Source organism: Bacillus cereus (genome assembly GCF_002567495.1).
In the GTDB taxonomy this organism is placed as follows: domain Bacteria; phylum Bacillota; class Bacilli; order Bacillales; family Bacillaceae_G; genus Bacillus_A; species Bacillus_A cereus_AQ.
Window position 1 is genome coordinate 27,965 of record NZ_NVAP01000032.1, and the last position, 14,657, is coordinate 42,621.

Consider the following 14,657-nt stretch of genomic DNA (forward strand, 5'->3'; position numbering starts at 1 on the left):
GGAAATGCAAATAGTAAAGGACTTATCGCAACTGCTTATAATCATCTTGCTTATGTTTACGCATCTATTGCGGCTATAAAAGGATTATAGCAATACCAATGTTTACAGAAATAATAAAGGTATTTAATTTTATCCTCAGAAAAGTAATAATCTCCCATCAAATATTGTGATAGGAGATTATTACTTTTAGTTAACATAGATTTTTTGTTTAAATGTTATATCTGGGCTGTCTATACTCTCTGGTGTTATCTCAACAATATGGCTAACAATAAATACACTTACCCCTTTACTATGTGTTCATACATACTATTTAATGTCATTTGTATAACTTCTCTTGTTTACATTTTTAAATTTTCATATAATACTTTACGTCTTTACTTATATGCGATTAAGATATATCGGAATTAGAAAAAAGCAGTGGATTCGCTACCTATCCATATTCTCCTCCTTACAGTAATTCCTTTAAATTATTTTATTAAATCCTACCCTTTTAAATTTATTTATTCGAATGTGTAATTATAAATGACCACTAACATTTTGAATCGAGGTGACAATCATGAGGAGTTTTGGTTCATTATTGATCTCTACTATCTGTTCAACATTCCTTTTAGTTTGGAGTTCCTTCTCTTTCTTTACTGAATTCACAACAGGACATACATACTACTGGCTTCACGGAATCATAGCCTTGGTTTTCCTTCTATTCTTTATCCTAAACATGCGAGATATTATCAAGAAAAATTACAGAACATAAGGAAAATAGGAGTTAATACATATGTGGAAAAAGATTAATAATTATAAGTTTCATCTAAAAGATTTGAAATTTATGACTTGGCTATTCCCAATTGTCGGTTTATTATACGCTTATGAATTCTTCTCTGGACTAATATTCCACCAGGAGTTTCGTTGGCTCAAGCTAATATGCACGACTATAATGATTAAAGGATTTATAGATATTAGAACGAAGCTTAAAAACAAAGATTATAGAGCGGCATGAATCAACAAAAACTCTTGAGCTCATTCTCAAATCATGGCATTATAGTTTCGAATCTCACTGAATTAAATCTACATCCAAAATAGTACATTAATAAAATTGTTTTTATTAACTGTACAAGCCTACCTGTGGCAATAGTCTCAGGTATTTTTTCGTTCATTGTATTTGTTTGTTTTATTATCTTTCCTTAACAACAAACAAGTCCCCTCTCAAATCACGGCAGAGCCTCCGATAATTGCTATAAGCTTGATCAAACTTATTTATCCTCACATTATTTATTTCTTTGCTTCCATACCCCATTATCTTTACAATAAGTATTCTTTCCATCCATGAAGTCAGCCGTTTTACCCGAAATGCTATACTTCTTATTCTTTTTCTTAGCCTTCTTCTTCAGCCTTTTCTCTTCTTGAATAGCTTGTAAATCCGCCTTCCATTGTTTCAACAAATCCTTTTCACGTCGCATCGAATTTGTACCCCTTGGATTAAAATATGAACCAAATAATTAGATTCTACCTATTTATATAGATATCCTCTAATCCAATGTACCAAGTTATTTTTTCCTTTTTAAATAGATCAACAACATATTAAAATATTCTATATATCCAAGGCGGTTTGTCATGCTCAACTTTCATAAAGAATTACCCCTATTAGGATTCTTTTTGTTTTTATACAGTTTTATTGGTATCATCTTTTTATTACTATTCCTTAGCGTATAGTAGATTTTCCTTGGCGTTCATAAAAAACATCGAAATACAGCATTAGGTTCTTTACTTTGTTTATATCGTTTAACTAAACTCTTCATAATTTGAATTTCAGCTTCAATTTTGTTTTGTCAACGCATTCCGTTGAGTTATGTATATAAACACCATCAAAGTAAAAATACTCATTACCTTAATAAACCTCTTGAGAACACCTTTCGCAATTTCCAATAAAATTATCGGCTGATGAATCATGATGATTGCCAATTAACACTGGATTCTCAATAATTCCCAAATCATTCCTTGATTTAAGGTAGGAGAAAACATTTGGTATAATATAAGTGCTTTATTATATATGTTTTCTTCAAACCGTCTTAGGGGAAAAGCAGTTTTTTATTTTTTCAATAGTACTTACTAAGTATTTCTATTAATATTTAGTTACCGATATGTGTATCAACTGGCCTGTACTTCTGTACGGGCTTTTTTGATGCTTTCACGCTTCGTAATACCCAGGAACCTGTCTATTAGTTGGGGAATTCTACTAGATTCCCGAATATTAAGACAAACAAAAGCCTGTCCTATTAACTCTATAAAGACACCATTGCAAACATAATCCCTTATAACTTCTATAGATTATCAACTTTTTCATAATACTTATTAGAGTTTTTTATATTCACATTTTTGTAACATCATTATATAACGTTTTAATATATTACGTGTTAAACTTAAAACATTCCAAGAAGTCCTTTACTTTTAGAATCGACAATTCTTCAATACCCTTAGTCTTGCCCTGCATCCCCTGCAGGGTTTTTATCATTTAGCTAGAGTTGATAAACCTTTTGTAGGTTTCTTCAACCTTATCTGTACTGTTATTTATACCTCTATCTCTTAAATTCTTTATGGTCCACAAGATTTTCTTTCGTTCGTATTCATCTCTCTGCTATTTATCCGTTATTTTCCATCCTTAATAATCCGTTCCATAACTTTATCCTTAGTTAGATTTTCAATAACAACCTCTATTTTCCTAAAATTCAATCAAATCTTTATAAATTTCTAACGAGTATTAATTGATAGGAATCCCACAGTAGGAAATGGAATTTATTCTCAAATGTTATTAATTATTGTATCTGTCAAACTATTAATTAATTTATCTCTTCTTCATATTTTCAATGTTATTTGACCACGATCAAACAAATAAATAAAATACACAAATAGGTAAGGAGCATTAGTATGATTATACAAGAAAAATTATCTTTTTCAGATCTAGATTCATTAGATTCAACTACAGATTCCATAATGGATGCGTTTAAAGAACTTTATGGAATACTTCCTGATGAAATTGCAGTAAATAATGAGACGTTTCCAATTCATAATAAGCCTGCTATTACTGAACGTTATGATCACGCTTGTTATAAAATGCTGGGCCCTTTTATATTTCGAGATTTTGAAGAACCTTCAATAAATGAAATAACCCTAAAGGAGCAATTTGTATATAATCCTAATAATGAAGAAAAAGAGATTGTAGTGACAATAAAAGAACAATGGGCCAATATACAATCTTGGACTTCGAAATCTATTACAGGTTTAACTTTAAAATCAAATCTTATTATTGCAGGTAAATTTCAATCGGGTAATGAATGTAATATTTCAACTTTTGTAGGAGAAAGTAATTCAAAATTAATTCATACCTCTCCTTCAATTGAACATTCTATTAAAGTACCTCCAAATAGTAAAATGAAAATAGCAATGATAGGAACATTAATTACTGAGGTTCTACATTTCCAATCAATTATAACAATACAAGGCATGTTTGGTGCATGTTTTCCACGTATGGTTCGTGGACATTATGTTGGGTTTAAAAGTGCCGGTCACATCCTAAATAAAACATTTGGAATAATTGAAGGATCCATTAACAATACAGTACTTCAGGATATTGAAATAAATATTAAAGAGATAGAACCTTATTCCTATAAACAAAAAGTGATCAAGTAGTAAAGTTGAAAAACAAAAAAATATACTGTTTTTTGATTCTATATCATATATAGATCATTAGAATAAGGAAAGGAGAAAATCAATTGTCAAACAAAAATGAGTTAAGTTTTTTCATTATTAGATTAGTATTAGGCTTAACTTTTTTTGCTCATGGACTCATAAAATTTCAAGATGGCATTCATAATACGGAAAATTTCTTCAACAGCCTAGGAATATTCGATTGGCTTGCATATCCAGTAGCAATTCTTGAACTAGTGGGGGGAATTTTAGTTATTTTGGGGCTTGGTACACGAATTATTTCAACCTTATTTTCTTTACTTATGGCCGGAGCCATTATTACTGTGAAATTTGATCAAGGATTTATAGGAGGATATGAATTTGATTTATTATTATTGGCTGTTTCTTTATTTTTTGTAGTAAATAAAAGCCAATCTATTTCATTAGATAAATTACTATCGAATCGTAATAATAAACAACAACACACTCTATAAACATAAAGTTTCTCCTTAACACGTAAACTCTTTTTTGGCGAAGAAGCTTATTTATATGAATTACTTAATTTAGATCCGAAAAAAACAAAAAGAATCCCTTATATTTTGAAAAGATTTTTTCAAAACATAAGGGATTTATAATTTTTTTAAAAATTATTGTATAAAAAGGACTTCAACTTTTGGTTACATAAATACCTTCTTATCTTTTTTAAAACGCTCTGTATGCATTTTCTCAGTTGTTAATACCACTTTCTGTGGAATCTTATATAATGGTAGTTTATCTTTACAGAACTCTCTTAATCGCTTTCTAAATTCACTTACACTTTCATTTGTATTTAATTTAACCACCACCTTAACCATTTGCCCTGTGATTGCATTTTTTTCACCAACAACAGCAACCTCCTCTACTCCATCCATTAGCTGTATTACATTTTCAACTTCAGCTGGAAATACTTTTTCTCCGCCAATATTTATAATCTCTGATTTTCTTCCTAAAATTTTAATATAATCTCCATCTACTTCCACCATATCTCCTGTCATAAGCCAGCCATCTTGAGTAAATGGACTTGGAGCATTAATATAACCAATCATTGTAGACACTGATTTGATCTGCAACATTCCATCCATTACTCTTGACTCAATATTCTCATCGCTTAGTTTGATCCACAAGGAATCATTCGATTTAGATTGTGAATATAAAACTCCATATTCTGATAACCCATACATTTGTATAATTTTGACACAAGGGAATATTTCGTTTATTTTACTTAGTGTAGCCTCAGGCATAACTTCTGATCCATAAGAAATAGTCTGCAAACTATTTAAATTATACCTTTTATAAACCTCACTCAGTATAAGTAGATTTATAAAAGTTGGTGATGCGGGTAAAGCTTGTACTTGATGTTTCTCAATCATATTACATACTCGATTAGGGGTACGATCATCAATAATTACCAAACACCCTAAGCTGGAAATAATTTGGAATAGAGTATTAACTCCTCCAATGTGATCAAATAACATAAATGGTATAACACGTTTTGCACTCCTTGCGACACTGTACTTCTTTTGAAGTAATGTAAAATCATGTACAATTGCTTTACTACGTCCGGTTGTACCAGATGAAAACAATACTAATCCTGGATGTTTTAACTTTTTCAGTTGTAATAATAATTCATTTTGAATGTAATCCCTTTGTATATTGATTATTTGAAAGCTTCCCCTTTCAACTTTAATTACATTTTCTAATTCAACTATTTCATAGTATTCTTTCTTCTTACTATCAACCAATGAATTTAATATCGGTACTACAGTACATCCTAATTCAATAAGTGCTAAAAACATTGATATAGAGTATGGAGAATAATCCGCTTCCAAAGAGACTATAGTATAATCCATCTTTCTATGTTCATTTAACTCCTTTGTATAAATCTTTATTTGATTTAGAAACCACTCATATGTGTAAGTTTTATCCTCCCAAACAATAGCTTCGCATTCTTTATTCATTTCAAATCTTTCAAATAAAAAATCAATATGCATACCTAACCTCCTTTTAAATTTTCTCCTTTAATATTTTGTTATGTTAGTGATTTTAATTGTTCCTGGCATTCTAAAATATACGCAACTAATGCTTCTATTGTTTTAAATGGGCTATTATGTTGTGACATTGTATCTAAATTCACCAAATCAACTGATAAACCCAATTCATCTTCTAAGCCTTGTTCAATATTTACCAATAAAGATACCAGCCCTAACGAATCTAAATATCCCTCCCAATCATAAAGATGTGCTTTCAAGCCTTTTTCAAGATCAATTTTATTTTCAAGATTTTCATTCACTTCTTCAACACAGCACAATACGATTTGAATAATCTTTTCTTTATTTGTATCTTCCAAGTAAATACACTCCTTTTTATAAATCATCTTTTTACTATGAAGATTTCCTTCCGGCAATTGTAGTAGTATATAACATCAACACTAAATACACTTATTCTTCTACTGATAAAGTTTGTAAGTATACGTAGTAGCCTTACTCTACTTCTCTCAATTATCTTTTCCCTATTAAGACTGAAGACTATAATTATGTTGCAGAAGAAATAAAATATTCTCATGTAAGACACACTCTCTATTAATAATATCCATCATTATCAAATTAAAAGATTCGAGATCACTTAAGTTACTATCTTTTTTTAATAATTTAATATGTGCAATCTTATACAGTCTTTCCCATGATTGTTTTATATCCATTAACTCACTAGTAATATGAATAAATTTATCTTTAAATAACTCGTTCATGTCTATAAGTAAGTCATATAAAAAATATCTACTCCATCTCATATCAAATAAACATTTCAAATACAAAGGAAACATATTTCTTTGTTTATGAAAATCTGCATTTATATTTTCTTTAAGTTCAAGGGCTGCAATCTTACCAAAATAATATATCTTATTGTTTTTTTGCATAATTAAACCTCGAACATACTCACTTGATATTTTTTTTAGTGTTCTCAAAAAAACATCTTTAAGATTTTCCATGCTTATTTTTTCCTGTATAATCACATCAATTGATGAGTAAGATGAAATTCTTTCTATACCTTTTGCTTGAGCCAATTCAGGTATAGCTTTTCCTCCTTTCCAAAAAGAATGAAACTCCTCCATTAATATCTCACCCATAAATTTATTAGGAACTGGATCTTGAACAAATACTCTATCTTCTGTAAGTTTGTTAATTGCGAGGTAATGGTCTGTAACATATTTATCCGTATGGACATCTATATGACTTTTTATAAATTTGGGGTTCAAATAATCATTACTATATGGTAGAAAAAAGGTACTTCCTAAGGAAATAAATACTTCTTGACGATTCAAACATTCTTTTATATATTGAAGCCCTTTTTCGAAATTAGAATATACATGTTTCTCCATACGAAATGTTTGATTATATTCTAACAACTGTGTATATCTTGCTACAGAAGGTACGGATGTGATAGTATCCATACGATATGATGGTATACTATATAGCTCTTCATTCGCTATTAAACTCATGTAACTAATACTACCCATACTTTTTAATTTATCGTGAAGAATTGGTATATAGCATGAATAATAATAAGGGACATCAAAAGTTGGAATTAATTCTTTCATTTTCACTACAGCACTCACCCCATATTTATTTTTTTACAGCCCTATCCAGTTCTCAACAGTATAATTCAACTGTAAGTCCTTAGTAGCTTTAAATTTTCTATCTGAAATAGGTTGTCCTAATTTATCCACTTCAAAGAGCCTAAAGCCCCTTGAAAACTTAAACCTGCATGCAAGGTCCCTCGGTACTTTAAAATTCCCTGCAAAACGATTTTTTTCTATTCTATCTAGTATCATGCCAACACTCATATAAATTCGTTCACCAACTGGTGTATTTTCAGGTACTTCGACTGTTACAGAAACATCTACAAATTCTGATAATGTTTCTATTACCTTATATTTTTTAGGTATCCCTTTTACACCTTGTGTAACAAAGGTAACTTCGGCTTCTCCTATTTTCTTAGGTATAATTGTTCCATCCCCCATAACCTCTAGCACGTCTGGTTTATCGACTACAAACACACCATCTAAAACACTCATTTCAAAACCACTATTGAACGAAACAATTGGATTAATTTTCACTTTCATTCCTGTTAATCCAACTACATCTCGCCCATCTAATGTAACATTAACTATATTGCCAACATCTCCAAAGAAATATATTAATGGTAGATGCATACGTTCTCCCCAGTCTTTTTCAAAATGTGCACCATTTGGATCCTGATAAAAAATTAAGTCATCTCTATATTTGTAACCACTTTCCAATAAAGTTTCTGCAATATCTCTCACATGTTTTACCAAGAAAAAACCTTCCGCACTACCTATATCCATCCATATTTTCAAGTCTTTTTTTCCTTCATACATTTCATATAATTTTAATTCCGAATGATCATCTTCAACTTTCACAAAGAATGGAGATAACATCCCAATTTTCCCAAATACTTCAGGATTGCGGAAACCAATATTATAAGTTGATAAACCACCTGCTGATGACCCTATTAGAGCTGTATTTTCAGCACTAGTCAATGTTCTAAAATTTTCATCAATGTAAGGTTTCACCTCATTGATTATAAATTTCTCATATAATAACCCTGAGCATTCTATATGTTTATCTGGTGAAATAAAATGACAAAACTCATTATTTTCTATAATTCTTTTATGTGCTATACCTACTATTATTATCTCTTGAATTTTCCCTTCATAAATTAGCATATCAGTCGTTTTGTGGACATTCCATGATTCATCATTTTTTATTAAAGGTTCAAACAGGCGTTGTCCAGCATGCATATATAATACAGGATATTTTTGGTGCGAATTACTTTCATAACCAGGTGGTAAATATATAAATAGTTTCCTACTATTCTCAAGTATTTCAGAATGAAAATTTTCAATCGTAATCACTTTAGAAGCTCGTTCCATAGTAACCTCCAATTTTCTATTTTTCACTTTCATTAATACAGATTTTTTAGCTTTAAAACCGTATTCTTTATTAACTTTTAAGAGAGTTTTTTTGTATAAGCTTTTGTTTTAGGGGACAGGATGACATCCCCCCGATTTTAATTACAATTGTCAAAAAAAGTAGCCCCATATATTTAAGACTCTACCAAGATAGTTTTTTCTGCAGTTTGCCACTTTACAACCACCTCTCCAGTTCCAAAACTCGGGGTCCGATACTTATGATTCTCTCCGCCTTCAATCAATAGTGTGTTATTGATCTTTCTAATAAATTTAAATTCAAGCAAGGTATCAGCCGGAACACTTATATCAAAATAACCCGTAGGAAATTGATACATTATTTGATTAAACAATGGCCCTACTGCTTTGCAAGGATTCATATTTCCTAATGAATATGTGTTCCCCATTATAAAAACTTCACTCTCTGGTATTTCATATCCATTTTCAATAACAAATCGAATACAAACTTGCTTTTTATTTAAGACCTCTACATGTTTATAGATATTACTCCTAGTTCCTGTATCTGTTATAACAGTAATTTCATATTTACCATCGTTCACTTCTGGAATTTTTACTTTTATACTGGTATGTGACCATGAAACAACTTCCGCCTCTTTTTCCCAAAAAAATACGGATCCTTTTTTAGAAGTAAAACCACATCCTTCAATACAAATTATTTGACCAACTGTTGTCATTTTATGTCCCACAGTTCCTATTAAAGGTATACTATTTACTCCTTTATGGTGCCAAACATGTACTGACCCAGGTCCAAGCCATAATGAATCTATATTATTATTTTCAACTCTAATTGCTTCACCATCTAAAAGGCCATCTAATATGTCCTTATACTTTCTAGAAGGAAGAATTGTTTTAACATCTTTTATTTCATATCCTTCTGTTAAATTTCGATTCAACGCTATTAAAACCACATCACTTCCAAAGTACCTTTCATATACATAAATATCATCAGTTATATATCTTTCTTTAGTATTTCCATATGGAAGTGCATAATTTAAACTACGAAGCGAAGATAAAGATTGTATTATCTTAAAGTTATCTGTATTCACATCAAAAGATTCCATTTGACCACGATTGTTCGGATCTCCATTTCCAACCATATATTGCTCTGTACCATAGTATACAGAAGGTATTCCCCTTGAAGTTAACAAGAATACTAATGATTGTTCTATTCTACGTTTACTTTGTCCATTAATGTGAAAACGGTCCATATCATGATTGTCAATAAAAGTAACAAGATTATTTACATCATTATAAGTTTGATATGTTTCTTCAATCATTTTGTGTAACCCATGCATGGAATCCATTCCATCTCGAAAAACTTCACGTACTTTATGAGCAAAACTAAAATCTAATAAACTCATACCACTATTATTTGCAAAATCAACATTTCTATGGTCATACTCATTCGGATTGATATACCATTCACCAAAAATAAATACTGGTCTATAATTATAGATTGAATTTAGCCAACTTTTTTGCCAGCCATATGACATGTGTTTTACTGCGTCAACTCGTATACCATCTATCCCTTGATCTAGCCATAGTTTAATAGCTTCTTTAAAATACAAATCAATAGCTATATTTTGGTGATTTAGATCTGCAAGATCAAATAAATTACGATAAACTCCGTCCTCATATTCTTCAAAATCCGTCCCACCATTATGATGAAAATAATGATTGTAATCATTATCGTATCCACCAAGTAACAATCCATTATCGTATAATCTACCATTTTCAGCATAGGTCGCATCATCATGTAATGCTGGTGAAGTGTGATTAGGTGCAAAATCCATAATAATTTTTATATCTTTTGCATGAGCGGTTGTTATTAAGGTTTGAAAGTCTTCAAATGTCCCAAAAAAAGGATTTGTTCTTTTAAAATCACGAGCCCAATATCCATGATATGAAGTACTTCCTACCAAATCATTTATTGGAGTAAAGATATTTTCTACCGGTTGAGATATCCATAATGACGTCACACCTAGTTCAGTAAAATAATTTGTATTTAATTTTTCAATAATCCCTATCCAATCTCCACCAAAGTATTTCTTTTTATTTTCCCTAGATTTATCGTATAATTCCCCTTTTGGATTATATGATGGGCATCCATTATGGAATCTGTCCGTTACAATTTGATATATTATATCTTTAGAAAAATTAACGTTGTTCCTATTCATCTTAAGCTTATTTTTTTCTTTCAAATGACAACCTCCATCCCATAGAAGCATTTACCAGCTATTTTCAAACGTTTAGCACTCTACCCTTAAGTACTATTTGAAAAATAGTTAAAATATATTTCGCCTCCTAACTAGTAACTCATGTTTCAATTCAATTTTTCATACAACATAATGTCTACAAGTGGGTTCTATATTTGTCCTATAAACTGTAACATTTGATTTATGTCGAAGTAAGGGAAAAAATGTCATTATATAGGGAGGATACATATAGAAAATTCTTACATAGAATTATGCTTACAAAATATAGCCCAAATAAAATGCATAGACAAAACATTTTTTATTTGGTAATATTCACCTGAAAATATTTGGTAAAAATTTATGCGGAGAGGAGTATTAAAAGTAAATACTAGATTATTAATAAAAATACTATTTATACTACTAATACCAATCTTATATTCCAAAATAAACTATAAAATATAAATATAGCTTCCGCTCTTACAAATATTAAAAATCTAGGGAAAAGCTGTAAAGAAATTTCAAAATAATCTGGAGAAATATTTTATTTTTAAAAATCTTATATAAAAATTAAAGCACTATTGTACAGTTAAAATGTTCCTCCCTAAATGCTAATTAACATTTTCTCTATAATTAAAGATTTACTTCTACAAATTTGATAGTGCCATTAGTAGATATTTTCTAGTAATTTAATTTCATAAAAATTTATATCCACTTACATTCTAAGATTTCTATGATCAATTTATATTGCATTTTGTTTTTCAAACATTTATGTACTTAAATCCATTTTATACCTACCGTTTTTACATCAAAATAACAATATTTTATATTAATATAGCTCTTTTACAATTAGATTCCATTTCATTAATCATCTAATTAACTTGATTACTAAAGTTCACCACTATTAGTTTGCAAACAAATTTTTACAAATGAGATACTTAAATTTGTGAGGTGACAATACTATGCAACAACAGGTCGAATTAGATTCCGCTCTTGCTGTTTCTTCGAAAAAGACATTATGGAAAAATCGTACATTTACTTTTGTATTTACAGGTTATACCTTATCAATGTTCGGAAATTCATTTCACAGTATTGCTTTAAACCTTTGGGTACTACAAGCAACAGGAAGTGCCAAATTAATGTCTACAATTGCCATAACTCATATGGTAATGAGCATGTTGTTTTCTTCCATTGCAGGTACTGTTGCAGATAGGGTAGATCGTAGAAAACTAATGTGGATAACAGATATAATAAGAAGTCTTTTAATACTAAGCATCGCATTTTGTATTGCAATACCCGGTACCCCCTTTATTCTTATTATTATCTTAACCGCTCTTACTTCCTGTGCAGGATTATTTCAGTCACCTGCATTCCATGCTTCCTTAGTTGATATTGTAGGAAAAGACAAAGTTCAACAAGCTACTGGAGTATTAAATGTAGCAGATAATGTATCTCGTATTTCGGGGCTAGCAATAGGAGGAGTTGTAGTTGCAGCATTTGGTGGTAGCATTGCTATCTCCGTTGACGCAGTTACTTTTATGTTATCCGCTATTTTAGTGTTGTTAAGTGGAAAGTTTCCTAATTCTACAAAAAAAACAGGAATCAAAAATTCATTTCAAGAGGACCTTGTTGCAGGATTCAAGTATATATGGCAGAACCCTTTTGCTAAATCTGTTATTATACTCTCGCCTACTTTAATCACATTTTTCACTGCTTCATTAATGCTTATTCAAGTAATGTCTGTAAAAGTGTGGAAGGCAAATCCGATTGAATTTGGGATAATTGAATCTAGCATTCCAATAGGTTATATGTTAGGCGCAGGCATTATTATCTTTTTTGATAATAAGTTACATCGACGGGGTTGGTGGATAATCCTTAGTATGGTTTTACTAGCTCCAATCTTTGTAGGGCTATCTTTTGCTCCATCTGTTCTTTATGCAGTACCATTAATTCTCCTCTTAGGAATACTTTTTTCATTTTGTACATTGCTTGTCAATGTGATTATTAAAGTTGAGGTAGATCCTGAGTTACAGGGGAGGACTTTTGGAACACTTGGTTCTCTTACGAGTATTGCATCACCGGTTGCTTTAGCAATTTCCTCATTTTTCGCTGACATATATGGTCCACCATTAATCTTATTAATAAATGGGGTCTTATTATTTATTTCAGGACTAATTGTACTGTTCTTTCTTAAATCAATTAGGTCATATAAATGATTCTTTTTCGTTATAAAAAACATTAAGTATCCAAACTTGAAAAATGCCGAAATTGTTAAGGATATCAACTCTTTCGGCATTTTTCCTATATCACTTAAGGAGAGATTTTATGCCAAAGAAAATACTTATACTCGGAACCTTTCTGATAGCGGCTAGCCTGTTAGGTTGCACAAATATAGAACACAAAGATACTCTCACCAAATTAGAAGCAACCGAAAAAGAGCCAGTGGATGTAAAAGAAAAAGTTGCGCTTAAACATATGACAGCAGAAGAATATTTAAAAAACTATAATAAAATTAAGAGTACTGTATCTACACAAGGTATTGAAATTCTTCCATTTAATCTTGAACTAGAAAAGCAATCCAATACATATAGGTTTTATTACCCTAAAGAAGTAGCTAAATCACATCAAGATATGAAATGGGTAAGTGTCATGTTAGGAGAAAACGGAAAAGTAGTTGATGGAATTATGTATACTGGCTACGCAGATATACCTACGATTAAGGCAATGATTCAAGCTACTAACATTACATGGACTAATGAATTAGATCAGTTAATTGGTTCAATAGGAAATGAAGATTTTTCAAAAACATTGGAAATTGAAAAAGTGAAACTATCTGTTAAAGGTAATTCGAAAAATATTAAAGTTATGATAGATTCAATGAAATTAGATCCACCTCAATCCCTTTAAAACAAATATAGTCCCAAATTCCTATTTAATTTCTTTAATTTTTCACTATATAGAAATTTATTTAGCTTTTAATAATTAAGTCTAGCTACGAGACAATACAAAAAATCGTCAGCGCTTTTAAAAAGCAACTGACGATTTTTTTATTCTCTTACATTTTTATTTAAATTGGCATCAACAATATGACTCTGTCTATTTATTTAATTCTAACTTCCAAAACATTATTCTATAATTTCAAAAAGGTTATTGCCATTATTACCACCTGGTAATATAAATTTCACATGTTGATCTGCTGGAATAGTTATATAATGATATTGATCAGGTTTATTTAATTTAGTTGTACATTTCCAAGTTCCTGAAGTCCAGTACGTTACTTGTAAAAAAAATGCTAGTGGCGGGAATTTCTCTGGATCGGTTGACTTTATCATTTTCTGATATACTTTCAGGCTTAATTCTAATTTTCTTTCCTGCCACATTTTTAAATTGAAAATCATTAACAATTCCATAGTTTCCTTCAAGCGTCGGGTTAGAATTTTCTAGATACCTTATAGGTGCTTCGTATTCATTAATACCAATACGAGATTGAGGATAGGCTTTACTTGTCTTTGAACCTACTTGAACTCCCCCCACTTTCACTTCGTTTAGAAGTGAGGGATTCCTAAGTAAAGAGTTCTATCGAACTCTAATTGATTAGGCTAACCCCGCAGTCCTTGCGGTTAGAAGCCTTATCGCTTCATTCTTTAGATTGATACTTGCGTTAATATCCCTATCATGGTGTGTACGACAAGAAGGACAGTCCCATTCACGTAGGTTTAGATTTTTAACGTCTTTATTTT

Annotated in this window: 14 protein-coding genes and 1 pseudogene; 7 read left to right on the forward strand and 8 right to left on the reverse strand. The window is 30.5% G+C overall.

The window, feature by feature from the left end; translation table 11 throughout:
- Positions 1-9: 9 nt before the first annotated feature.
- The 3 genes and pseudogenes from COK05_RS31745 to COK05_RS31755 form a co-directional block, all read left to right on the forward strand.
- Positions 10-87, forward strand: a pseudogene (locus COK05_RS31745) (cation-efflux pump); the annotation flags it as partial.
- Between the two features lie 469 nt (positions 88-556).
- Positions 557-751, forward strand: coding sequence for a hypothetical protein (locus tag COK05_RS31750; RefSeq protein WP_088066746.1), 195 nt, complete (start codon positions 557-559; stop codon positions 749-751).
- Between the two features lie 21 nt (positions 752-772).
- Positions 773-994: a hypothetical protein gene (locus tag COK05_RS31755; RefSeq protein WP_098613174.1), complete on the forward strand. Its 222-nt coding sequence runs from the start codon at positions 773-775 to the stop codon at positions 992-994.
- Positions 995-1,262: 268 nt separating this feature from the next.
- Here COK05_RS31755 and COK05_RS14830 read toward each other — a convergent pair whose 3' ends face one another.
- Positions 1,263-1,454 carry a hypothetical protein gene (locus COK05_RS14830; RefSeq protein WP_098613175.1) on the reverse strand — a complete coding sequence of 64 codons (192 nt, stop codon included), beginning with the start codon at positions 1,452-1,454 and terminating at the stop codon, positions 1,263-1,265.
- 1,465 nt (positions 1,455-2,919) lie between these two features.
- Between COK05_RS14830 and COK05_RS14835 the strand changes: the two genes are divergently transcribed.
- Positions 2,920-3,681, forward strand: a complete 762-nt coding sequence (locus tag COK05_RS14835; protein WP_098613176.1) for a hydralysin-2 — start codon at positions 2,920-2,922, stop codon at positions 3,679-3,681.
- An 83-nt stretch (positions 3,682-3,764) separates the two neighbouring features.
- A complete protein-coding gene (locus COK05_RS14840; RefSeq protein ID WP_098613177.1) occupies positions 3,765-4,172 on the forward strand; it encodes a DoxX family protein in 408 nt (135 codons plus the stop codon).
- A 183-nt stretch (positions 4,173-4,355) separates the two neighbouring features.
- Here the strand turns inward: COK05_RS14840 and COK05_RS14845 are convergent, their stop codons facing one another.
- From COK05_RS14845 to COK05_RS14865, 5 genes are all read right to left on the reverse strand, one after another.
- Complete coding sequence (locus tag COK05_RS14845; RefSeq protein WP_098613178.1) at positions 4,356-5,708, reverse strand: ANL family adenylate-forming protein; 1,353 nt, start codon at positions 5,706-5,708, stop codon at positions 4,356-4,358.
- A gap of 38 nt (positions 5,709-5,746) precedes the next feature.
- Positions 5,747-6,064, reverse strand: a complete 318-nt coding sequence (locus COK05_RS14850; RefSeq protein WP_098613179.1) for an acyl carrier protein — start codon at positions 6,062-6,064, stop codon at positions 5,747-5,749.
- Between the two features lie 165 nt (positions 6,065-6,229).
- The gene (locus COK05_RS14855) at positions 6,230-7,318 is read right to left on the reverse strand and encodes a hypothetical protein (RefSeq protein ID WP_098613180.1); all 1,089 of its coding nucleotides are present in this window, start codon (positions 7,316-7,318) and stop codon (positions 6,230-6,232) included.
- Between the two features lie 27 nt (positions 7,319-7,345).
- Entirely contained in the window at positions 7,346-8,668 is a 1,323-nt protein-coding gene (locus COK05_RS14860) for an alpha/beta hydrolase (RefSeq protein ID WP_098613181.1), read from the reverse strand.
- Between the two features lie 173 nt (positions 8,669-8,841).
- Positions 8,842-10,926, reverse strand: coding sequence for an alpha-amylase family glycosyl hydrolase (locus COK05_RS14865; protein ID WP_098613182.1), 2,085 nt, complete (start codon positions 10,924-10,926; stop codon positions 8,842-8,844).
- A 953-nt stretch (positions 10,927-11,879) separates the two neighbouring features.
- On the opposite strand from COK05_RS14865, the gene COK05_RS14870 reads away from it, so the two are divergent.
- The gene (locus COK05_RS14870) at positions 11,880-13,133 is read left to right on the forward strand and encodes an MFS transporter (protein WP_001187351.1); all 1,254 of its coding nucleotides are present in this window, start codon (positions 11,880-11,882) and stop codon (positions 13,131-13,133) included.
- A 109-nt stretch (positions 13,134-13,242) separates the two neighbouring features.
- Positions 13,243-13,824, forward strand: a complete 582-nt coding sequence (locus COK05_RS14875; protein ID WP_098613183.1) for a hypothetical protein — start codon at positions 13,243-13,245, stop codon at positions 13,822-13,824.
- 218 nt (positions 13,825-14,042) lie between these two features.
- Here the strand turns inward: COK05_RS14875 and COK05_RS14880 are convergent, their stop codons facing one another.
- Together COK05_RS14880 and COK05_RS14885 are read right to left on the reverse strand one after the other, a co-directional pair.
- A complete protein-coding gene (locus tag COK05_RS14880) occupies positions 14,043-14,327 on the reverse strand; it encodes a hypothetical protein (RefSeq protein ID WP_255290328.1) in 285 nt (94 codons plus the stop codon).
- A gap of 184 nt (positions 14,328-14,511) precedes the next feature.
- Positions 14,512-14,657 (reverse strand): zinc ribbon domain-containing protein (locus COK05_RS14885; RefSeq protein ID WP_141539105.1); only part of this gene is annotated, 146 nt, incomplete at its 5' end.

Bases quoted from the DNA above. Each gene is read 5' to 3' on its own strand.
- COK05_RS14870 (WP_001187351.1), top strand. From the start codon at position 11,880: ATGCAACAACAGGTCGAATTAGATTCCGCTCTTGCTGTTTCTTCGAAA.
- COK05_RS14845 (WP_098613178.1), bottom strand. From the start codon at position 5,708: ATGCATATTGATTTTTTATTTGAAAGATTTGAAATGAATAAAGAATGC.
- COK05_RS14880 (WP_255290328.1), bottom strand. From the start codon at position 14,327: ATGGAATTGTTAATGATTTTCAATTTAAAAATGTGGCAGGAAAGAAAA.
- COK05_RS31750 (WP_088066746.1), top strand. From the start codon at position 557: ATGAGGAGTTTTGGTTCATTATTGATCTCTACTATCTGTTCAACATTC.
- COK05_RS14875 (WP_098613183.1), top strand. From the start codon at position 13,243: ATGCCAAAGAAAATACTTATACTCGGAACCTTTCTGATAGCGGCTAGC.
- COK05_RS14835 (WP_098613176.1), top strand. From the start codon at position 2,920: ATGATTATACAAGAAAAATTATCTTTTTCAGATCTAGATTCATTAGAT.
- COK05_RS14860 (WP_098613181.1), bottom strand. From the start codon at position 8,668: ATGGAACGAGCTTCTAAAGTGATTACGATTGAAAATTTTCATTCTGAA.
- COK05_RS14830 (WP_098613175.1), bottom strand. From the start codon at position 1,454: ATGCGACGTGAAAAGGATTTGTTGAAACAATGGAAGGCGGATTTACAA.
- COK05_RS31755 (WP_098613174.1), top strand. From the start codon at position 773: ATGTGGAAAAAGATTAATAATTATAAGTTTCATCTAAAAGATTTGAAA.